The 21,293-nt window shown below is 63.4% G+C and carries 22 protein-coding genes; 16 read left to right on the top strand and 6 right to left on the bottom strand.

Annotated features, from left to right (window positions below):
* Positions 1-59: 59 nt before the first annotated feature.
* The 5 genes from ABXS05_RS01210 to guaA all read left to right on the top strand — a co-directional run bounded on the left by ABXS05_RS01210 (position 60) and on the right by guaA (position 6,721).
* On the top strand, positions 60-1,277 hold the full coding sequence (locus ABXS05_RS01210; protein WP_367622626.1) for an LL-diaminopimelate aminotransferase: 1,218 nt from the start codon (positions 60-62) through the stop codon (positions 1,275-1,277).
* Positions 1,278-1,503: 226 nt separating this feature from the next.
* On the top strand, positions 1,504-3,000 hold the full coding sequence (gene guaB / locus ABXS05_RS01215) for an IMP dehydrogenase (RefSeq protein ID WP_367622627.1): 1,497 nt from the start codon (positions 1,504-1,506) through the stop codon (positions 2,998-3,000).
* Between the two features lie 131 nt (positions 3,001-3,131).
* Positions 3,132-4,421 (top strand): RsmB/NOP family class I SAM-dependent RNA methyltransferase, encoded by a 1,290-nt coding sequence (locus tag ABXS05_RS01220; protein WP_367622628.1) that lies wholly within the window; start codon positions 3,132-3,134, stop codon positions 4,419-4,421.
* A 71-nt stretch (positions 4,422-4,492) separates the two neighbouring features.
* The gene (locus ABXS05_RS01225) at positions 4,493-5,023 is read left to right on the top strand and encodes a hypothetical protein (protein WP_367622629.1); all 531 of its coding nucleotides are present in this window, start codon (positions 4,493-4,495) and stop codon (positions 5,021-5,023) included.
* A gap of 147 nt (positions 5,024-5,170) precedes the next feature.
* The gene (guaA, locus tag ABXS05_RS01230; protein WP_367622630.1) at positions 5,171-6,721 is read left to right on the top strand and encodes a glutamine-hydrolyzing GMP synthase; all 1,551 of its coding nucleotides are present in this window, start codon (positions 5,171-5,173) and stop codon (positions 6,719-6,721) included.
* A gap of 111 nt (positions 6,722-6,832) precedes the next feature.
* Here the strand turns inward: guaA and ABXS05_RS01235 are convergent, their stop codons facing one another.
* Together ABXS05_RS01235 and ABXS05_RS01240 are read right to left on the bottom strand one after the other, a co-directional pair.
* Positions 6,833-7,432 carry an NADPH-dependent F420 reductase gene (locus tag ABXS05_RS01235; protein WP_367622631.1) on the bottom strand — a complete coding sequence of 200 codons (600 nt, stop codon included), beginning with the start codon at positions 7,430-7,432 and terminating at the stop codon, positions 6,833-6,835.
* 128 nt (positions 7,433-7,560) lie between these two features.
* On the bottom strand, positions 7,561-8,295 hold the full coding sequence (locus ABXS05_RS01240) for an SDR family NAD(P)-dependent oxidoreductase (RefSeq protein ID WP_311938256.1): 735 nt from the start codon (positions 8,293-8,295) through the stop codon (positions 7,561-7,563).
* A 274-nt stretch (positions 8,296-8,569) separates the two neighbouring features.
* Here ABXS05_RS01240 and ABXS05_RS01245 point away from each other — a divergent pair, with 274 nt between their 5' ends.
* On the top strand, positions 8,570-9,466 hold the full coding sequence (locus ABXS05_RS01245) for a LysR family transcriptional regulator (RefSeq protein WP_367622632.1): 897 nt from the start codon (positions 8,570-8,572) through the stop codon (positions 9,464-9,466).
* 142 nt (positions 9,467-9,608) lie between these two features.
* Entirely contained in the window at positions 9,609-10,019 is a 411-nt protein-coding gene (locus ABXS05_RS01250) for a RidA family protein (protein ID WP_367622633.1), read from the top strand.
* A gap of 85 nt (positions 10,020-10,104) precedes the next feature.
* On the opposite strand, the gene ABXS05_RS01255 is transcribed toward ABXS05_RS01250, so the two are convergent.
* Complete coding sequence (locus ABXS05_RS01255) at positions 10,105-11,004, bottom strand: AraC family transcriptional regulator (protein WP_367622634.1); 900 nt, start codon at positions 11,002-11,004, stop codon at positions 10,105-10,107.
* Between the two features lie 95 nt (positions 11,005-11,099).
* Between ABXS05_RS01255 and ABXS05_RS01260 the strand changes: the two genes are divergently transcribed.
* From ABXS05_RS01260 to ABXS05_RS01285, 6 genes are all read left to right on the top strand, one after another.
* A complete protein-coding gene (locus ABXS05_RS01260) occupies positions 11,100-11,849 on the top strand; it encodes an SDR family oxidoreductase (protein ID WP_367622635.1) in 750 nt (249 codons plus the stop codon).
* Positions 11,850-12,038: 189 nt separating this feature from the next.
* Positions 12,039-12,368 carry an ArsR/SmtB family transcription factor gene (locus tag ABXS05_RS01265; protein ID WP_367622636.1) on the top strand — a complete coding sequence of 110 codons (330 nt, stop codon included), beginning with the start codon at positions 12,039-12,041 and terminating at the stop codon, positions 12,366-12,368.
* Positions 12,365-12,832, top strand: a complete 468-nt coding sequence (locus tag ABXS05_RS01270) for an SRPBCC family protein (protein ID WP_367622637.1) — start codon at positions 12,365-12,367, stop codon at positions 12,830-12,832. The genes ABXS05_RS01265 and ABXS05_RS01270 overlap by 4 nt, the downstream gene beginning before the upstream one ends.
* A gap of 15 nt (positions 12,833-12,847) precedes the next feature.
* Entirely contained in the window at positions 12,848-13,261 is a 414-nt protein-coding gene (locus ABXS05_RS01275; RefSeq protein ID WP_149255091.1) for a GFA family protein, read from the top strand.
* A gap of 126 nt (positions 13,262-13,387) precedes the next feature.
* Positions 13,388-13,996 (top strand): 2'-5' RNA ligase family protein, encoded by a 609-nt coding sequence (locus ABXS05_RS01280; protein ID WP_367622638.1) that lies wholly within the window; start codon positions 13,388-13,390, stop codon positions 13,994-13,996.
* A gap of 14 nt (positions 13,997-14,010) precedes the next feature.
* Positions 14,011-14,610 carry a YdeI/OmpD-associated family protein gene (locus ABXS05_RS01285; protein ID WP_311938270.1) on the top strand — a complete coding sequence of 200 codons (600 nt, stop codon included), beginning with the start codon at positions 14,011-14,013 and terminating at the stop codon, positions 14,608-14,610.
* A 32-nt stretch (positions 14,611-14,642) separates the two neighbouring features.
* On the opposite strand, the gene ABXS05_RS01290 is transcribed toward ABXS05_RS01285, so the two are convergent.
* The 3 genes from ABXS05_RS01290 to ABXS05_RS01300 all read right to left on the bottom strand — a co-directional run bounded on the left by ABXS05_RS01290 (position 14,643) and on the right by ABXS05_RS01300 (position 17,752).
* A complete protein-coding gene (locus ABXS05_RS01290) occupies positions 14,643-15,425 on the bottom strand; it encodes an APH(3') family aminoglycoside O-phosphotransferase (RefSeq protein WP_367622639.1) in 783 nt (260 codons plus the stop codon).
* 96 nt (positions 15,426-15,521) lie between these two features.
* The gene (locus ABXS05_RS01295) at positions 15,522-16,712 is read right to left on the bottom strand and encodes an amidohydrolase (RefSeq protein WP_367622640.1); all 1,191 of its coding nucleotides are present in this window, start codon (positions 16,710-16,712) and stop codon (positions 15,522-15,524) included.
* Entirely contained in the window at positions 16,712-17,752 is a 1,041-nt protein-coding gene (locus ABXS05_RS01300) for a questin oxidase family protein (RefSeq protein ID WP_367622641.1), read from the bottom strand. Before ABXS05_RS01300 ends, ABXS05_RS01295 begins: the two co-directional genes overlap by 1 nt.
* A gap of 286 nt (positions 17,753-18,038) precedes the next feature.
* Between ABXS05_RS01300 and ABXS05_RS01305 the strand changes: the two genes are divergently transcribed.
* The 3 genes from ABXS05_RS01305 (at position 18,039) to ABXS05_RS01315 (ending at position 21,284) form a co-directional block, all read left to right on the top strand.
* Complete coding sequence (locus ABXS05_RS01305) at positions 18,039-19,313, top strand: ABC transporter substrate-binding protein (protein WP_311938274.1); 1,275 nt, start codon at positions 18,039-18,041, stop codon at positions 19,311-19,313.
* A 266-nt stretch (positions 19,314-19,579) separates the two neighbouring features.
* A complete protein-coding gene (locus ABXS05_RS01310) occupies positions 19,580-20,467 on the top strand; it encodes a carbohydrate ABC transporter permease (protein WP_367623415.1) in 888 nt (295 codons plus the stop codon).
* Positions 20,460-21,284, top strand: a complete 825-nt coding sequence (locus ABXS05_RS01315; protein WP_149255099.1) for a carbohydrate ABC transporter permease — start codon at positions 20,460-20,462, stop codon at positions 21,282-21,284. The genes ABXS05_RS01310 and ABXS05_RS01315 overlap by 8 nt, the downstream gene beginning before the upstream one ends.
* The last annotated feature ends 9 nt before the right edge of the window (positions 21,285-21,293 follow it).

Raw genomic sequence — 21,293 nt, forward strand, 5'->3', positions numbered from 1 at the left:
AATGATTTAGAGGTTCGCTCCCCGTAACCCTGAATGCGCTATCGCGCGAAAGCACCGTCATGTCCGACTTTTACTCAACCCGCCGTTTGCCGCCCTATGTCTTCGAGCAGGTCAACCGGGTGAAGGCGGCATCGCGCGGGCAGGGGGCCGACATCATCGACCTGGGCATGGGCAATCCGGACCTGCCCACGCCGAAATTCATCACCGACAAGCTGATCGAGACGGCCCAGAAGCCGCGGACTAATCGCTATTCGGCGTCCAAGGGCATTCCGGGCCTGCGCAAGGCCCAGGCCAATTATTACGCCCGCCGCTTCGGCGTGAAGCTCAATCCGGACACCCAGGTCGTCGCCACGCTGGGATCCAAGGAAGGCTTCGCCAATATGGCGACCGCCATCACCGCGCCCGGCGACGTGGTGCTGTGTCCCAATCCGTCCTACCCGATCCATGCCTTCGGCTTCCTGATGGCAGGGGGCGTCATCCGTTCCGTCCCGGCCGAACCGAACGAGGACTTCTTCCGTTCCGCCGAGCGCGCGGTGAAGCATTCGATCCCCAAGCCGATCGCGGTGATCGTCTCCTATCCCGCCAATCCGACGGCCTGCGTCGCAAGCCTCGATTTCTACCGGGACCTGATCGCCTTCGCCAAGGCGAACGACCTGTTCGTGCTGTCGGACCTGGCCTATTCGGAAATCTATTTCGGCAGTGAGCCGACGCCGTCCGTGCTGCAGATCCCGGGAGCGATGGATGTCGCCGTCGAGTTCACCACCCTGTCCAAGACCTTCTCGATGGCGGGCTGGCGCATGGGCTTTGCGGTCGGCAATGAGCGGCTGTGCGCCGCGCTTGCCCGCGTGAAGTCCTATCTCGATTATGGTGCCTATACGCCGATCCAGGTTGCTGCTGCTGCCGCGCTGAACGGGCCGGAAGACTGCATCGCCGAAATGCGCGAGACCTATCGCAAGCGCCGCGATGCCCTGGTGGAGAGTTTTGCCCGTGCCGGGTGGGACGTGCCGATTCCGCCAGCCTCGATGTTCGCCTGGGCACCGATCCCGCCCAAGTTCAAGGAGCTGGGCTCGGTGGAGTTCTCCAAGCTCCTGATCGAGAAAGCCTCGGTCGCGGTAGCGCCCGGCATCGGCTTCGGCGAGCATGGCGACGATTTCGTGCGCATCGCCTTCGTCGAGAACGAGCAGCGCATCCGCCAGGCCGCGCGCAACATCCGCAAGTTCATGGATGGTGCAGACCAGACCCTGCACAACGTATTGCCGCTGACGAAGTCGGCGTGATCCGGCGTGCCTTCTCGGCCCCATCGCGATCGAGTTGAGAAGGCCGGCACACCGAATTTTTCGTTACGACCAAAAATGCATGGCTGACAGGCAGTAAAAAGACGACTGCCTGTCTTTCCCTTGTCGATTTCAAATGGTAAACGATCGCGCCAACCCAGCTCCGGCGGCACGGATTCCAGCCGCCCGAAGCCGGTTCGATTCCGCTTTTACTGATTGAGAGTTGGCAATGACACGCATCGTTGATTCATCGCTTTTCCCTGAAGCGCTCACCTTTGACGATGTGCTGCTGACGCCCGGGCACTCCGAGGTGCTCCCGGCCCAGGCTGACATCCGTTCGCGCGTCACCCGTTCCATCTCCGTCAACCTGCCGCTGCTGGCTTCGGCGATGGATACCGTCACCGAGGCGAACATGGCGATCGCCATGGCGCAGAATGGCGGCATCGGCGTGATCCACCGCAACCTTACCCCCGAAGAGCAGGCCGAGCAGGTCCGGCAGGTCAAGCGTTTCGAGAGCGGCATGGTGGTGAACCCGATCACCATTCCGCCGGAGGCCACGCTGGCAGACGCGCTGGCCCTGATGAAGCGCCATCGCATTTCCGGCATTCCTGTCGTCACCGGCGCCGCGCCCGGCGTGCCCGGCATCCTGGTCGGCATACTCACCAATCGCGACGTGCGCTTTGCCGACAAGCTCGACCAGCCCGTGGCCGAGTTGATGACCAAGGAACGCCTGGTCACCGTCAAGACCGGTGTGGCGCAGGAAGAGGCCAAGCGCCTGCTGCATCAGTTCCGCATCGAGAAGCTGGTGGTGGTCGACGAGGCCTATCGCTGCGTCGGCCTGATGACCGTCAAGGACATCGAGAAGGCCACGCTGCATCCCAATGCCTGCAAGGACGAGCAGGGGCGCCTGCGCGTCGCGGCGGCTTCCACCGTCGGCGATGGCGGCCATGCCCGTTCCGAAATGCTGATCGATGCCGGCGTCGACATGATCGTGGTCGACACGGCCCATGGCCATTCGCAGAAGGTGCTGGATGCGGTGTCGCGCATCAAGCGCCAGTCCAATTCCGTGCAGGTGGTGGCCGGCAATGTCGCCACCGGCGAGGCGACGCGCGCCCTGATCGGTGCGGGCGCCGATTCCATCAAGGTCGGCATTGGCCCGGGCTCGATCTGCACCACCCGCATCGTGGCCGGTGTCGGCGTGCCGCAGCTCACCGCCATCATCGACTCGGCCAATGCCGCGCGCGAGCATGACGTGCCTGTCATCGCCGATGGCGGTATCAAGACCTCCGGCGACTTTGCCAAGGCGATCGCGGCCGGTGCTTCGGTTGCCATGGTCGGCTCGATGCTGGCCGGCACCGACGAGACGCCCGGCGAGGTCTATCTCTACCAGGGCCGCTCCTACAAATCCTATCGCGGCATGGGCTCGATCGGTGCCATGTCCGCCGGCTCGGCTGACCGTTACTTCCAGGCCGACATCAAGGATTCGATGAAGCTGGTGCCGGAGGGCATCGAAGGCCAGGTGGCCTATAAGGGCCCGGTCTCGGCGGTGCTGCACCAACTCGCCGGCGGCCTGCGCGCCTCGATGGGCTATGTCGGCGCCGAGACGATCACGGATTTCCAGGAGCGGGCGCGGTTCGTGCGCATCTCCAATGCAGGCCTGCGCGAAAGCCACGTGCATGATGTGACCATCACCCGCGAGAGCCCGAACTATCCTGGACGGAATTGATGGAGCGCGGACATCGCAGCGACATGTAGAAATGTCGCGATGTCCGCTCTTATTCCTTATTTGCAACTGTCGTGTTTCCAAGAGCGGACAGGATGTCCGCGCTCCCAAGCCTTCGTGCTCCCAGGTGATCCTTGACCCCCTCCGCTCGTCTGTCCGCCGCCATCGAGATCCTGGGCGATATCGAAGCCCGCCGCCGTCCCGCCGCCGATGCGCTCAAGGATTGGGGTCTCTCCCATCGCTTCGCCGGCTCCGGCGACCGGGCGGCGCTGGCCGGGCTGGTCTATGACACCTTGCGCCGCCGCGCCTCGGCACGCTGGCTGATGGACAGCGAGGCACCGCGTGCCTCGCTGATCGGCATGCTGGTCCTGCAGCGCGGCGAGACGATCGAAACGCTCGACGCCCTGTTCAGCGGCGAACGCTTCGCGCCCGAACCCCTGACGGAGGACGAGCGCAAGGCGCTGGCCGAGCGCAAGCTCGAGCAGGCGGCGCCCGATATTCAGGCGGATGTTCCGAACTGGCTGTGGTCTTCCTTCGAGGCGGCCTTCGGCGAGGACGCCATTGCCGAGGGGCGGGCTTTGGCCGAGCGCGCGCCGGTGGATCTGCGCGTTAATACGTTGAAGGCTTCGCGGGACAAGCTCCTCGCCGAACTCGAGCCGCTCCACGCCAGCGCGACGCCGCTGTCGCGCTGGGGCGTGCGCGTGCCGCTCGGCCCTGACGGCCGCAGCCCGGCCATCCAATCCGAGGAGAGCTTCCAGAAGGGCTGGTTCGAGGTCCAGGATGAAGGCTCGCAATTGGCCGGCCTCGTGGCGGCAGCCCGGCCCGGCGAGCAGGTGCTCGACCTCTGTGCCGGTGGCGGCGGCAAGACGCTGGAATTCGCGGCCGCCATGGAGAACAAGGGGCAGGTTTTCGCCACCGACAGCGACAAGCGCCGCCTGGCGCCGATCCATGACCGGCTTGCCAGGGCAGGGGTGCGCAACGTCCAGGTCCGCACGCCACGGGGAAGTTTGCCGATCGACGACCTCGACGGCCGCATGGATCTGGTGCTGGTGGATGCGCCCTGCTCGGGAAGCGGCACCTGGCGCCGCAGCCCGGACACCAAATGGCGCATGCGCCCGTCCAGCCTGGCCGACCGCCAGAAGGACCAGGCCACCGTGCTGAAGGCCGGGGCCAGGGCGGTGAAACCAGGCGGGCGGCTGGTCTTCGTCACCTGTTCGGTGCTTCCGGAAGAAAACGATGCCTCGGTGAAGGCTTTCCTGGCCGACCATGCCGATTTCACCGCTGCGCCCCTGTCGGAGCTGGCCAAGGGCGCGGGGCTCTCGGCTTTCGCGCGGTTCGGCTCGTCGGGCGGCACCGGCCTGCAGCTTTCGCCCCACCGCTCCGGCACCGACGGCTTTTTCATCGCCCTGCTGCACCGGGCTTGATCGGCGTCGATTTGTCCTCGCATTGAGCGATGATATATCCCTCCCGAAGACGAGATGTTCGGAGGGCAGGGATGAAGTGGTCACGGAGACTTGTTAACGTCGCCGCGACCTACCTTGCCGGCTTGTGCGCAATCGCCACGGCTTGGGCGTCCGACGGCGCGCCATCCGCCTTCGACCTGTTGTTTCGCAGCGATGTCAGACTGCCGGTGCGTACGGTTCTCCTGACAGCACGTGAAGAAGGTTGGCGCATCGAGTACCGCTTCACGGCGAGCAGCAACGGCGGCAAGGAGATCGCGATCTGCGCCGAGAGCAAGCCGATCATCCTGGCGGCGGGTGCGGATGTAGCACTGCGGGTCACCTCCGAGGATGTCATTCACACGTTGAGCATTCCCGAACTCGATGTGACGATCGACGCCATACCGGGGCGCCTGAACGAAAGGGTCGTGAAACCGGCCAAGGCCGGGCGCCTCGTCGCGCAGGCAACTATCGAAAAGGCCGGCAAGACGACCCGCAAGGCCATGGAACTTACCATTCTCGATCCCACGGCCTATAAATCCTGGATAGAGAAGGCTTCGCAAACCCAGGCCTGTACGGCAGAATGAAGGAACGTATGATTTTCGTGGCCGATCGATCGTCGGCATGCAAAATCACCAAGATGGAGCCGATTTCATCTCTCCATTTGTGCGTATTTGCAATAAATTGATCCTCCCTCAGTTGCATCGAAAGCCCCGGTCGACTACCTCCCTGCCATGACACACAACGCCATCCTCATCATCGATTTCGGTTCGCAAGTCACCCAGCTGATCGCACGCCGCGTGCGCGAAGTCGGCGTCTATTGCGAGATCCATCCCTTCCAGAGCGCCGCCGTGGCCTTCGAGAGGCTGAAGCCGAAGGGCGTGATCTTCTCCGGCGGCCCGGCCTCGGTGACGACGGCTGGCAGCCCCCGTGCACCGCAGGCGGTGTTCGATGCCGGCGTGCCGATCCTGGCGATCTGCTATGGCCAGCAGACGCTGGCGACCCAGCTCGGCGGCAAAGTCGAGGGCGGGCACGCCGCCGAGTTCGGCCGTGCCGATGTCGAGATCCTCGAGGCGAGCCCGCTGTTCGACGGTTTCTGGGAGCCGGGCAAGCGCTATCCGGTGTGGATGAGCCATGGCGATCGCGTCACCCAATTGCCCGCCGGCTTCAAGGTGGTCGGCACCTCCGAGAATGCGCCCTTTGCCATCGCGGTGAACGAGGAACGGCGCTACTATACCACCATGTTCCATCCCGAGGTGGTGCACACGCCCGATGGCGGCAAGCTCCTGAAGAACTTCGTGCAGAAGATCGTCGGCATCGAGTCGGACTGGACCATGGCGGCCTATCGGGCCGAGATGATCGAGAAGATCCGCAAGCAGGTCGGCAAGGGCAGGGTGCTTTGCGGCCTGTCCGGCGGCGTCGACTCCTCCGTGGCCGCCGTGCTGATCCATGAGGCGATCGGCGACCAGCTCACCTGCGTCTTCGTCGATCACGGCCTGATGCGGGCCGGTGAAGCCGACCAGGTCGTCGGCCTCTTCCGCGAGCACTACAACATCCCCCTGGTGCATGTGGATGCGTCCGAGCGCTTCCTCGGCGAGCTCGCCGGCGTCACCGATCCGGAAGTGAAGCGCAAGACCATCGGCCGCCTGTTCATCGAGGTCTTCGAGGAAGAGGCTCGCAAGATCGGGGGGGCCGAATTCCTGGCCCAGGGCACGCTCTATCCCGACGTGATCGAGAGCGTCTCCTTCTCCGGAGGCCCCTCGGTGACGATCAAGTCGCACCACAATGTCGGCGGCCTGCCCGAGCGCATGAACATGAAGCTGGTGGAGCCGCTACGCGAACTCTTCAAGGACGAGGTCCGGGCGCTCGGCCGCGAACTCGGCCTGACCGAAGCCTTCGTCGCCCGCCACCCCTTCCCGGGCCCGGGCCTCGCCATCCGCATTCCCGGCGAGATCACCCGGGAAAAGCTCGACACGCTGCGCGCGGCCGACGCCATCTATCTCGACGAGATCCGCAAGGCCGGCCTCTACGACAAGATCTGGCAGGCCTTCGCCGTGCTGCTGCCCGTGCGCACCGTGGGCGTGATGGGCGACGGGCGCACCTATGACAGCGTCTGCGGCCTGCGCGCCGTGACCTCGGTCGACGGCATGACCGCCGATTTCTTCCCCTTCGACATGAATTTTCTCGGCCGGGCCGCGACCCGGATCATCAATGAGGTGAAGGGCATCAACCGGGTGGTCTACGACGTGACGTCGAAGCCACCCGGGACGATCGAGTGGGAATAGGGGAAACGGCGGCATAGTAGCGGATGGCCGGGGATAGCTAGATGGCGCCCCGTAGATCTGCCGTTCCGCCGGGCGTGTCCCACTCTTCGAACAGCGGCCGCACGCCTTCGACTACGGCTCCTTCTTGAACAAATCCTGGAAGATGAGCCGGCCCCAAACGCGGTCGCGTGCATGCACCAGCGCGCCGCCCTCGTCGAGCTTTCCCAGCTTGACGGGTGCGAACCCGAGTTGTCTGGCCAAGGCTGCCACAGAAGCGGTCGCGTCCTCATCGTCGCTCGACAGAAAGACGACCCGGTGCCCGCCCTCGACGACCGGATCGGCAGCCAGGGTGGCCGCAACCAGGTGATTGAAACCCTTCACGAGCTTGGCGTCGGCGAACGCCTTCGCCACGAAGGCGGAGGACGGGAGACCGTCCAGCTCCTCGAGGGGAACCAACGCGTTCATTGCGTCGACGATCGTCTTGCCTTTCCAATTCGGCAATGCCTTCGCAACCTCGCGATGCTCCCCGAACGGGACCGCCAAGATGATCGTGTCGGCCTCGAGTGCCTTCCACAACGACTTGGCGACGACCGTGGGTCCAATCGCCCGAGCCTGTGGCGCCACCGCTTCGGGCGGCCGGCGGCTCGCGACGATCACGTCGATGTTTCTACGGGCGAAGGCGCGGGCGAGGGCCTGGCCTACCGCACCGAATCCTACAATCGCATAGCTCATAACGCTTCTCCGATCCGTGTTGATGTTGATTCCCGGCCTTCGGTGGCGCCGGGCTATCCGTCTCGCTGCGTGGCGACCTTTGCGCGGGCATTCCGCCAGTCAGTCGCTTCCCGCGATCCGGCGCGCTGTCAGACGGCCGAGAATCCGCCGTCGACGGACAGCTCCACCCCATTCACGAAGCTGGAATCGTCAGAAGCAAGAAACACCGCGACCGCCGCAATTTCCTCGGGACGCCCCATCTTTCCCCGCGGGATCAGGGTTTCGAACATCTGCTTTGCTTCTTCGGTCAGAACTTGGTCCTGCATCGGCGTGGCGATCGGCCCCGGGCTCAGCACGTTCACCCGGATATTCCTGCCCTTCAGTTCGTTGAGCCAGGTACGTGCGAAGGAACGCAACGCCGCCTTGCTCGCCGCATACACGCCGTAGCCGGGAAAACCTTTCACCGAGGCGACTGACCCGGTCATGAAGATCGACCCGCCATCGTTGAACAGCGGCAGTGCCTTCTGGACCGTAAACAGCGTACCGCGCGTATTCAGGCCGAAGGCGGCATCGAAATGCTGCTCGGTGATCTCGCCCAGCGGAACGGCTTCGCCTGTACCAGCGCTTGCGTACAGGACGTCGATCCTGCCCTTTTCCCGCCTGACTGTGTCGAACAGGCGGTCGAGATCGTCGAGATCGGCAGCGTCGCCGCGCACGCCCGTTACGTTCCGGCCAATCAGCCTGACGGCCTCGTCGAGTGCTTCCTGCCTCCGGCCCGTGATGAAGACATACGCGCCTTCTTCGACGAAGCGCCTTGCGCTCGCCAACGCCATGCCGCTCGATCCACCCGTGATGACTGCAATCTTACCGTCCAGCTTTCCCATGACTTCTCCTTTTCTGGCTCCGTCTTTGGTCGTATGGGGGCCCCTGAGAACCTCAACATGGGTCCGTTGGAGCTGAGCGTTGAGTGCGGAAGCGTGCACATCGATGGTGCAAAAACGATCCGGCTGGACAGCTGACACCGGCTGCGACGATCACTATCTGCCGGTCTGAGTTGAGCTACGTCCGGTGGTACGGGCTATGAAGACCGCCCATATTGATGTTTGATGTGTTAGGCACGGCTTTGGAAGGCGCACCCCGGTGGTGCTGGATTGCACCATGATCGACTGGGACGACATTCGCTATTTTCTTGCCGTTGCGCGCAGAGGCTCGGTGCGGGCTGCCGCCGAGCGCCTTGGGGTGAACCACTCGACCGTGCTGCGACGCGTCGCCCAACTGGAGGAACGGCTCGGGGCGCAGATGTTCGAGAAGCTGCCTTCGGGCTACCGCCTGACGGTTGCGGGGGAGGAGGTCCTCGAACTCGCTGGTCAGATGGAATCGTCGTCGCACCAGTTGGAGACGCGCGTCTTTGGCCGCGACCAAAGCGTGCGCGGGCTTCTGCGGGTGACGTTGGCGCCGACGCTCGCGACACACCTGCTCATGCCGGATTTCTCGGATTTCGCGTGCCTGTATCCGGACATCGAGATGGAAATCTTGTCGTCCGGCGAGCTGGCAAATCTGACCAACCGAGAGGCCGACCTCGCGATTCGCGTCGTCTATGACCGCAAAACCCTGCCGCTCAATCTTCACGGCCTGAAGGGGTCGGATGTCTTCGGAGCCATCTACATGTCCCGCGATCGACTAGCAGCGTGGCGTGCGGGCGTGCCTGATCCCATCCGCTGGATCGTCATCAGCATGCATGGCATCCCGGACTGGGTCCGCGAGGGGGAGGTGCGCGCCGCCGAGGTTCCGTTCAGGGTCACGGATGCCGGGGCGCAGATCGCCGCGGTGCGGCAGGGGCTCGGGATGACGACGCTGCCGTGCTTCGTCGGAGATGCAGACCCAATGCTGGTGAGGGTGCCGGGTACCGACTTGCACATGTACGGAACGCTCTGGCTTCTCACACAGGGGGAGACGCGCAAGACCAAGCGCGTGCGGCTCTTCACGGAGTTCGTCTCCAGCAGGCTTGCTGCGTATTCTTCGCTTCTCGCCGGTCTGTCCCTATCGCGCGACTGACGCATGGCGGATCACCGGCGAGGTTTGCGCAAGGCGTTCGACATCAGACCCGATTTCGGCGACGCTTTGCCATCGGCTCATGCGCCGGCGGCGCGGCGATCACCACTGTCGATTTCAGTCGAGCCAAGCAGGAGATTGTCCAATGGCGCTCGAACTCATCAACCCGGATGATCTGCCGGTTCCCGAGATGTACACCCAGGTTGTCGTTGCGACAGGATCCAGGCTGGTCTTCATCTCAGGCCAGCAGCCCGAGGATATCCACGGCAAGCTCGTCGGGCATGGCGATTTTGCGGCGCAGGCGCGCCTGGCCTTCGCCAATCTCGGCCGGGCACTCCGTGCCGCCGGGGCACGGCCCGGGCACGTCTGCAAGATCACCATCTACATTGTCGATTATAACCGCGACGAACACATCCCGATCATCGAACAAGCGCAGATTTCGTTGTTCGGAAATCACAAACCGGCGAATGTGGTTGTCGGGGTCGCGATCATGTCTCCGGGGTACCTCATAGAAGTCGACGCGATCGCGGTCATTGACGAGGTCGTCACACGCTAAACACCGTGAAGACTTCACTGCTCACGGACCTGTCCCTGTCCTGCGAGCGGAAGGGGCGGACCGTTTTGAAACCGGTGTCGTTCAGTCAGGCGACTTCACGCGCAAACTTACCCGGCGGGCAACCGAGACGTTTGCGAAAAGCGGTGCTGAAGGCGCTGGCGGATTCATAGCCAATTTCATCGGCGATCCGATCCAGGGATTTTACACCACGCATGAGCGCATCCTTTGCGATCGCCATGCGCCAACGTGCCAAATATTCGATTGGCGCACATCCCAAGACCTCCCCGAACCGTGCGGCGAAACCCGACCGTGACATGCCGGCCATCCTTGCGAGATCGGCAACGGTCCACCCCGCACGAACGTCGGCATGGATCGCTTGCAGCACTCGGGCGAGAGCTGGGTCCCGCATGCCGCTGAGGAGACCTGGAGGCATCGCCCGATTGCCGATGCTGCGCCAGCGAAGGGCCTCGACCAGCAGCGCTTCGAGCATGCGACGGACAATCAGCTCCTTGCCCGGATAATCGGTCGCACATTCCTCGGCGAGCAGGTCGATGAGACGGCCGAGCCGTGTCGTCCGTCCCTCCGAAGCCGGGATGTGAATGAGGCCGGGCAACAATGCCAGCAGGAGCGGTGCATTCACGCGCTCGAATGCGAAGGTGCCGCCCAGGGCAACAAGGTCGGGTGCGCCTTCCGGTTCGCCATGCCGGATCGCTTCGTTTCGCGGCTCCACCGGAATGCAGTCGATATCCGGTTCGCTGGACAAGGAGAATGCAGGCGTCGTCGGAAGGAGTACGAAATCGCCCTGTGCAAGCCGGAGCGGCTCTTCGCCATCGAATCTCAACCAGGCCTGCCCTTCCAATAGGATTGTGAACCCGGGCGCGTCATGAGCCCGATAGCTCACGCCCCAGCGGCCGCGCGCAGTGATCGGCTTGGAGATGGCGGCAGTCGGCCGGAGCAGGCCTATGATGTCGCTGAGCGGATCCATTCTGGACGATTGATAAATATTTTTGGATATTGAATTATATATCGTCTAAATCGGCTTGTCTATCTTGGGGCGTCAAATGCAAGGAGATAGGCACTATGGACAAGACGATCCTCATCACCGGCACCTCCTCGGGCTACGGCAAAGCGACTGCCGAGCATTTCCTGCAGAATGGCTGGCACGTCATCGCTGCGATGAGACGCCCCGACCCGACCCTTCTTGGCGGTCAATCCGAGCGGCTGCGCGTATTGCCGCTGGATGTCACCGATGAACGGAGCATCGCTGCGCTGGTGGACGCTGCGGGCCCGATCGATGTACTCGTGAACAATGCCGGCGTGGGCGGTGTGGGCGCGTTCGAAGCCATGCCGATGTCGCTGATCCGCCAGCTCATCGAGACCAACACGATCGGTGTCATGGCCATGTGCCGGGCACTCATCCCGCAAATGCGTGCACGTCGTGCGGGTACCATCGTCAACGTGACATCGAGCGTAACGCTCGGCGAGTTTCCGCTCGCTGCCGCCTACACCGCGTCCAAGCAGGCAGTCGAAGGGTTCTCGGGCTCGCTCGCTCATGAGCTCGGTCATTTCGGGGTGCAGGTCAAGCTCGTCGAGCCCGGCTATGCTCCGACCACCCGGTTCGGCACCAATGCCATCGTGCCGGTCGAAGATTTGCTCCCCGGGGACTATGCCGAGTTTGCGCGGCCAATTCTCGAGGCCTTCGCGAAGCCGGCCATGACCACGCGGGAGAGTGACGTTGCGCAGGCTGTGTGGGCCGCTGTCCACGACACCTCCGGCCGGCTCCGTTTCCCCGCCGGGGCGGATGCCGTAGCTCTGGCGCAAGCGGGCTGACTGGGTTTCGCCCCAGACTTTGGGCGGGAACGCGACGAGCGCCTGCCTTCTCGATGTTGCCTGTATGTGGGGCGACGCTCCGGGCCGTTGAAGGGGCAGGCCGCATCCCACGATGCCGCTATGCCCCTTTCTTATAAGTTCATAAACATTAGTGTTGACTAATCAATTAGCATTTGCTAATGGGTTTTCATGACAGAGACAATCGCCATCGACACCGTCATGCGCGCCCTCGCGGACCCCACGAGGCGCGCCGTGTTCGAGCGGATCGTCGGATGCGACGAGATCACCGTTGCCGAACTGACGCAGGGAAGCGGCGTCACGCAGGGCGCGGTTTCTCAGCATCTCAAGGCGTTGAAACAGGCGGGGCTCGTCGCCGAACGTCCGGAGGGGCGGAAGGTCTATTACCGGGCCGAACCCGGCGGCCTCGAGCCGCTGGCCGACTGGATGAGCCATTACAGCCTGTTCTGGCGCCAGCGCTTCGCCAATCTCAGAACCCTCTTGAAGGAGATCGATCCGTGAATGATTCAGCCTTGAAGCCGGATACGCAGGCAATCGTGGTCGACGAGATCTTCCCGCATGCTCCGGAGATCATCTGGAAAGCGCTGACCTCGGGCGATCTCATCGCCCGCTGGATGATGGCGCCTGCCGATTTCGCTGCGGTGGAAGGACAGCGTTTCACCTTTCGCACCACGCCCGCCGGCGCCTGGGACGGCGTCATCCATTGCAGGGTGCTGGACGTGAAGCCAAACGAGCGTCTCGCCTATGCCTGGCAGGGCGGCGACGAGAGCAATGCGGGCTATGGATCGCGTCTCGATACGGTGGTGACCTGGACGCTGGAGGCCGCCAAAGGCGGGACGCGGGTTCGCCTCGTCCATGCCGGCTTCGTGATGCCCAGGAACGAGACGGCTTTCAGGAATATGGGCGAGGGTTGGAAGAAGGTCCTGCGCAACCTCGGCAACGTCGTGGCCGGCAGCAAGGACTGAGGCGAGGAGGACGAGATGAGCAAGGCCTATACCGGCGGATGCGCCTGCGGTGCGATCCGCTACGAGATCACTGCCGAGCCGGTGTTCAGCAATGATTGCCAGTGCCGCGACTGCCAGCGCGAAAGTGGCACGGGGCATCAGTCCCACCTGACCTTCCCGCGGCAGAATGTGGCTCTTACGGGGGAAGGGCGGCCCTGGGAGATGGTCGCCGACAGCGGCGTCAGGAAGACCCGCTATTTCTGTCCCACCTGCGGATCGCCGGTCTATCTGACCTTCTCGTCCATGCCGCAATTTTTCGCCGTCCGTGCCACGAGCCTCGACGAGCCGGGCCGCTACAAGCCACAGGCGGTGACCTATGCCAGCGGGGGTTATGCCTGGGACCACCTCGATCCAGATTTGCCGAAATTCGAGAAAATGCCGCCGCGGTGAGGAAACTGGCCGCCTAGCGCCAGGGTGGCGGCCATTAGCCGCCTGACGACCGAATACAATGCGGTTGACCATAGTTCTCTTTTTGTTCTAGTTACGGGTAGTGCCGGTCGAGAACGCGAGGTCATCATGCAGTTGGCGTTTGACTTCTATGGCGAGCTTCCGCGCGGGCCTTTACGAAGCGAAAGACTGTTCTTCGCGGTGTTTCCCGGCGTGGAGGATGCGCTTCGGATCGAACGGTTCAGACAGGATTTTCTCAAGGCGAACCCTCTCGGCGGCAGCATGTTGCGGCCGGACCGCTTCCACGTCTCACTCCACCATGTCGGCGACTTCAAGCGCCTCAAGTCACCGCGTACCTATGCGGCGGAACTGGCCGGCGATCTCGTGCAATTGCCTGCTTTCGAGATAACACTGCATGCCATCAAGAGTTTTGGTGCGTTCCCGAAGCCGGGCAGGGCGCTACGCTACCCCCTTGTCCTACTCGGCGAGGGCGCGGGCCTGTTAGAGCTCCATGAGACATTAGGCGCAGCCATGACCAAGTTCGGTATACGTGCCTTACCGGATTTCACGCCCCATCTGACCTTGTCCTATGGCGAGAGGCCAATATCGGAACAGCGGATCGACCCAATCCCCCTTCAGATCGAAGGTTTTTGCCTGGTTCACAGCAGGTTGGGCAAGACGGAATACCGGATCATCAAGCGCTGGCCCCTGAGCGAACCCAAGCCGCTGCTGCATTAACCCAAGGAACCCTGATGCCGCCCGTCATTGTCGATCCCGCCAAGGTCCGTGAATTCGCCGATGCCGAGAGCTTCTACACCTGGCTCCGCGACCATCACGACAGCCAAAGCGAAGTCTGGATCAAGATCCACAAGGCGGGTTCGGGCCTCGCCTCGATCACGCCCAAGCAGGCGATCGACGTCGTGCTATGCTGGGGCTGGATCGATGCGGTGCGCAAGAGCTTCGATGAGCGCAGCTTCCTGCAACGCTACACGCCGCGCGGGCGCAAGAGTATCTGGAGCCGGATCAATGTCGACAATGTTGCCCGGCTGGTCGCCGAAGGGCGCATGACCGAACACGGGTTGAAGCAGGTGGAGGCGGCCAAGGCGGACGGCCGCTGGGATCGGGCCTATGAGAGCGGCAAGGACCTGAAGATTCCGGACGATCTCCAGGCTGCGATCGAGGCCGAGCCGGAAGCGCTGCAGATGCTGGCAATGCTCAGCGCACAGAACCGCTTCGCATTGGCCTTTCGCATGCACAACACCAAGACCGAGGCAGGGCGGAAGAAGAAGATCGAGGCCTTCGTCGCCATGCTCAAACGCGGCGAGACGATCTATCCGCAATCGAGGAAATGAGGCGGCGGCACCTCTGCGCACATCGCCGCGGTTCAGAAGAACTCGTCCAGCAGAAGATAGAAGGCCATGCGCTCCGGATCCGGCACGATGCCGTAGCGGGCGAGAAAACGCTCGACCTGGGTTGACCCGAAGTGATCGCCGATGCTGCGCGTCGCGAGCGCCAGGTCCTGGTGGCGATCGGCGAGCCCAGCCCGGGCACAATCGATGAAGCCGGAAAAGACGTCCTTGTCCGCCAGCAGGTTCTCCAGCGTCGCATCGCCATGCGTGACGACAAGGTCTTCCTGGCGCGGTCGCAGGGGCGACAGTTCGGCGAAGACATCGGCTGCGGTCTGGCCGGCGCGCTCCTCATCGAAATCCTCCTCGTCGACGAGGCCAGCCTTGAGCCGGGCTTCGGCCAAGGCGATGCGGCTGTCGGCGCGGTGGTCGAACGGACAACCGGTCCTGTCGATAGCATGCAGATGCCGCAGGGCGTCGGCGGCGATGTCGACCACCCGTTCCGGGGCAAGACCGGCCTGAGACGACAGGATCGTGCCTGAAATGGCACTCATTAGCAGCCAGTGTCGGCCGTCATGCCGGGTCTCCGCCAGGCGTTTCGGGCATGGGATGCCGCGGGCGCCCAGCCAGTCCAGGCGCGGTCCTTCATCCGGCAATTCAGCGAGCGGTGACAGTTCCTCGGTCTTGACGAACAGATCCGGTCTGTCCGGCGCTTCGAGGCGAAAGACGCCTGCACCGGAGGCTCCGATCGACTGGGCCTTCCAACCATAGCCTGCCAGATCGCGGCGCCAGTCGGCGGGCAGGTTCAGCGCTGATTCCATTGACGGTATCGTCCAGGTTCCATCAGGCGCCGGCAAGCCGGCTCTTGTCACTCTGGCCCGATTCCCTGGACGGAAAGAAGGCGGCCCGATGCGAACTCAAGCGGGCAGTGCCTCGGCGACGACGCCATTTTCGGCAGCCACCACGCCGCCTCGCAGCACGAGCTTGCGGGGCGGGCGATTGATCACGGCTTCCTCGACACTCGGCGTGTCGATGACGACGAGATCGGCCGGCGCGCCGGGCACCAGGCCATAGCCAGTGATGCCGAGCGCCCTGGCTGGTTCGACGGTGGCAAGATCGAGTGCCAGGCGCAAATCGTCATTGGCATAGAATTCCTGCCTGGAAGCGACGATGGCGGCACGATCGAGCATGTCGCCATTGCCGAAGGGCGACCAGCAGTCGCGAATATTGTCGGACGCGGCGAAGAGGGTGACACCATGGCGGCGCAGCGCCTTTACCGGCGGCACCGGCACGGCGGCCGGGCTCGATGTCATGATCGCCACGCCGGCTCGGGCCAGGGCGTCTGCCGTGCTGGCGAAGCTCTCGGGAGACTGGTCGCCAAGGGAAAAAGCGTGGCTCACCACAACGCGCCCCTGCAGGCCGAGGGCTTCGGCGCGGCTGGCGATGTCGCGCAACTCGGCGCCGCCGGTTTCGCCGCCATCGTGCAGGTGGATGTCGATACCCTTGCCGTGTTTTTCGGCGAGGGCGAAGACGATGTCGAGCTGGCCCGGGATGTCATGGTCGAAGCCCTCGGGATCGAGCCCACCGATCAGGTCCGCACCGGCGGCGAGGGCAGCATCGAGCAGCTCGGCTGCGCCGGGCTCGCTCACGACACCGCTCTGGGGAAAGGCGACGATCTCGATGTCGGCCCAAGGCCTCCAGCGTTCCCGAACGGCGAGCAGGGCCTCCAGATTGGCGAGCTTCACGTCATTGTCGATATCGACATGGCTGCGCACCCGAGTGGTACCGTTGGCGACGAGGCGGCGCAGGAGATTGGTGGCGCGGGCCTCGACGGGCAGGGGCACGGCATGGCGGGCGACACGCTCGGCGGCGATGCGCTCGCGCACGCTTTCCCCCGGCACATGCGGCACCAGCGGTGCGCCCATATGGGTCTTGTCGAGGTGGATATGGCCGTCGATGAAGGCCGGAAGCAGCAGGGCGCCGGCAAGATCGCGCCGATCCAGATCGGCGGGCGGAAGCCCGGGCGCGGTGATCGAGGCAATCAGGCCGTCGACGATATGGACATCCGCCCGGCGTCCGTCGGGCAGGGTGGCATTGGCAAGCAGCATCAGATGAGTCCGAGACGTTTGGCGGCAACGTAGTTGTAGAGCGGATCGCGATAAAGCTTGAATTCCTCGGAGGCCGAGAAGGTGAGGCTGAGATCGTGCTCGTCGTCATGCCTGACGGCCTCGGCAAAGATCTCCGGCCAATCCGGCACTTTCTGTCGACGCCATTCTTCCACCTGCTCGGCCGCCGGAATGTCGGGAAAGCCGATCTTGGGAATGAGCGAGGCGATGGCCTGCCAGAAGCGCCGCATCGGCACGGCCCGATCGGGCGAACGCGGCGCCATCATGCGCAGCCAATGGGTGCCGGTGAGGGCATGCAGGAGAGAAAAGTCTCCCGTCGCGGCAAAGAGCGCCAGTGACAGCCGGGCGAAACGGTCCATGGTATCGGGGCCGATGGCCAGCATGTCGTGGATGGGCGCGAATTCCGGCTTGGCCGCGACCGCGCGCATATTGTGCCAGAGCAGGTCGCATTCGGTGACGATATGGCGGAAGGAGGCAGGCCCATACATATAGGCCAGCACGCCGAGCGGATCGTCTGTCGAAGCTGCCGCGCCTTGGCCGGTACCAAGATCGAGATAGGTCGCCGCCCAATAGGCGAGCGCAATGGCGGTTTCCTCGTCATTGTCCGTCCAGGTCGCATAGGCCATGCGCATGAAGGCATGCATGGCGCTGGCGGCAAAGCCGTCGAACAGGAGCGGCAGATAGAGCCTGGCGGTCGGCGTGGCGCCGAGCCGCCCGACTTCCGCCTGGAAGAAGGTGCGGTAATCGCCTTCCCGTTCGCGGTCACCGAGAAAGTCGCGCCAGTTCTCGCGGCTGATCGCCCCCTTGGGCTCCGGCACGGGAACGAGGCCGTTCTGGACACGGTAGATTTCGCAGAACTCTTCCAGCCTCCGGTCGTCAGCGCCCATGCGCTGCATGGCGACCAGGATCATCGGCAGGTGGTTGGCGAGCATATAGGGAAATTCGGCACTCCATTGCTGTGACCAGCCGATGGAGCGCGCGAGCGCATCGCCCTTGCTGCCCGCTTCTCGTGGTGCCGACATCGAACCCTCCCCATCCGGTCCTGGTTTGCTGGCGCGGCGAAGCTCTTCGTTCCTTCCGGCCACAGTGGTGAAACTACTCCGTCCGTGCGGGGCAGAAAAGGGCCACCCGCAACAAACCAAACAAAATTATGTAATAATTTGTTCGATATTGCGAGGATGCAGGGCTTGCCTTTTGTTAAGTTGCAAAAAAATGTTTGAGTGTGCTCGAATTTCTCACATTCTGATTGCGCGTAAAAAATGCAATGATAGCCTCCCGGTTGCGAGGGTGTAACGGAGGGGACCCACGATGAACATGACGGCAAAATGCCGCTCACTCATGCTGGCAGGATTCCTGGTGTTTGCGGGAGCGGCGCAGGCCCAGGAGCGTTTCGACGGCGTCACGCTCAGCCTGGCATCGCAGAACGACCAGTTCGCGGTGATCTTGGCCGCGATGGCGCCGGATTTCGAGAAGGCGACCGGCGCCAAGGTCAATGTCGAGATCCTGAGCTATCCCGAACTCTTGACCAAGATCACGGCCGACTATGTCGGCCATACCAAGGGCTACGACATCGCCACCACCGATATCGTCTGGTCGGGGCAGTTCGCGGAAGCCGGCTACACCGTCGACCTGACCGACTGGATCAAGCGCGATGCCGCCGAGATCAAGGTGGACGACATCTATCCCAGCCTGATGCAGGGACTGGGCGGCTACAAGGGCAAGCAGGTCGCCTTTCCCTTCGCGGGCTATGCCAATGTGCTGGCTTATCGCAAGGACCTCTACGAGGCCGCCGGCCTGAAGCCGCCCGCGACCATGGAAGACTACATCGCCGATGCCATCAAGCTGACCGACCCGGCCAAGAAGACCTATGGTTTCGTGGCCAATGGCCAGAAGGGGCCGGCCGTGGCGCAGGACTGGATGCAATATAATTTCCAGCTCGGCGGTTCGATCCTTGGTTCCGACGGCAAGCCGACGCTCAATTCGGCGGCGAACGTCCAGAGCGTGGTCGACTACAAAAAGCTGTTCGACAAGGCAGCTCCTCCCGGTGCGGCCGACTATGACTGGGGCGCGCGCGAGGAGAGCTTTCGCCAGGGCATGGCCGCCAACATGCAGACCTGGTCGATCGGCGCCGCCGGCTACGACAATCCGGAAATTTCCAAGGTCGTCGGCAAGGTCGGCATCATGCTGACCCCGGCCCGCGCCGGCAAGCAACCGGAATATGGCATCGGCGGCTGGGGGCTCGGCATCAACGCCGATATCGACAAGCGCAAGCAGGAGGCGGCCTGGGCCTTCATCAAATGGATCACCAGTCCGGCGGTGCACAAGGAGTTCAATCTGCGCGGTGCCGGCAGCTATCTGCGCAAGAGCGAGATGACGGACAAGGATCTCCTGGCGAAGTTCCCGTTCCTCCCCGTGCTGGCGACCTCCTTCGAGCATGGCAATGTCGATTTCAGGCCGCGCATTCCGCAATATCCGGAATTGCAGGACCTGATTGGCTCAGCCGTCAACGGTGTGCTGGTCGGCAATGCCGATCCCAAGGCGGCGCTGGACGAGGCGCAGGCCCAGGCTGAAAAGCTGTTCTGAGAGAGGCGAGGCGTCCTGGGATCGCAGGCGTCCTCGCCTGCATCTTCCCATCCTGCGAGCGCTGTGGCGCAAAGAGCAGGCGAGGACGTCTGCGGTCCCAGGAAAACCTTCTGCTGGCCCGATGCAAGCATAGTTGCGCGGCCCTTGTGGCTGCGCGACCATGCCGGCCTATCCATTCGCCGCCGATTCCGGAGAGTTCGAACTTGGAAAGTCACTCATCGCGCCTCGCCGGAAGCGCCGTCGCGGCCAAGGCGAGGCCCCGGCGCCTGTCCTATGCGCGCAAGCGCCAGCTCTTCCTGATCCTGCTGGCGGCTCCCGCCATACTCTATGTGCTGGCAATCGCCGTCTGGCCGATGGCTCAGGGGATTTTCTACTCCTTCGAGGAATACAGCTTGGTCCGCCCGGCGGGCCGCCATTTCGTCGGGCTCGACAATTACGTCGCCCTGTGGAGCGACAAGACCGCCCGCCAGGCGCTGATCAACACCTTCATCTTCACCATCGGCGCCGTCTCCATCGAGTTCGTCTTCGGCCTCGGCATCGCCTTGCTGCTCTGGCGCGACGACTTGTTCAATCGCATCGCCCTCGGCCTGTTGCTGATCCCTGCGACGGTGACGCCCCTGGTCGTCGGGCTGATCTTCAAGGCCATGCTCAATGCCGACTATGGCGTGCTCGGCTATTTCCTGGCCGAAGCCGGCATTTCAGGGCCACGAGGCCTGCTCGCCGATCCACTGCTCGCCTTGCCGACCCTGATCGCCGTCGATGTCTGGGAATGGACGCCGCTGATGGCGCTGATCCTGCTGGCTGGGCTGAAGTCCCTGCCGACCGATATTCTCGAGGCGGCACAGGTCGACGGCGCCACCAGCGCGCAACGCTTCGCCCTGATCATCCTGCCGCTCCTATTGCCGGCCGCCTTCCTGGCCCTGGTGCTGAGGATGATGGATGCCTTCCGCGTCTTCGACATCATCTACGTCAGCACCAGCGGCGGGCCCGGCGATGCCACCACCACGCTGATGATCCATGGGGTCAAGCAGGGGCTGGAGTTCTTCAATATCGGCCGGGCATCGGCCGTGAGCAATCTGATCACCATCTGCATCGGCGTGATGGCGGCGCTTTTCATCTTCGTGGTCAGGCCGGCGAGGAACCGCAATGCTTAGAACCGCCGCCGACAGGGGATTGTGGGCACGGCGCGCAGCCCTGATCGTCATCCTCGTCATCGCTCTTTTTCCAATCCTGTGGCTGTTTTCGACGGCCTACAAGCCGGCGAGGGACATCTTCACCACGCCGCCGCAGCTCTTCTTCGAGCCGACCTTCGCGAATTTCGAGAATGTATTCCGGCTTTTCGACCTGTGGTCCCTGGTGAAATCGAGCCTGATCATCTCGATCGGCTCGACGCTGCTGTCGCTGCTCCTCGGCGTTCCCGCCGGTTACGCCCTTGCCCGCTCCAAGAATCCGAAGGCCGTGTGGCTCGCCTATTTCTTCCTGGCCATCCGCACCGTGCCGCCGGTGGCGACGCTGATTCCCTTCTATCTGATGATGCGCGACATCGGCCTGCTCGGCACCTGGTGGGCGGTGATCCTGCTCAACACAGCCCTGAACAGCGCCTTCGTGGTGTGGATGATGTTCTCCTATTTCCGCGCCTCGCCGGTGTCGATCGAGGAGGCCGCCCTGACCGACGGCAGCAATGACTGGAACACGTTCCTGTTCACGGCCCTGCCGTCCGTGGTGCCCGGCATCATCGCCAGCGCTATCTTCTGCATCATGTTTTCCTGGAACGACTTCCTCTATTCGATGTTCCTGACGCGGGCCGACAGCAAGCCGATCTCGGTGGCGCTGCTCTCGGCCTATGGCACCAAGGACATTTCCTGGGGCACGCTCGGCGCGCTGGCGCACTTCTCCACCCTTCCCATCGTCTTGATGATGATCCTGCTCAATCGCTATTTCGTGCAGGGCCTGACCAAGTCGGCCCATTAAAGGTTCCAT

Source organism: Labrys neptuniae, from assembly GCF_040797145.1.
Classification (GTDB): Bacteria; Pseudomonadota; Alphaproteobacteria; order Rhizobiales; family Labraceae; genus Labrys; species Labrys neptuniae.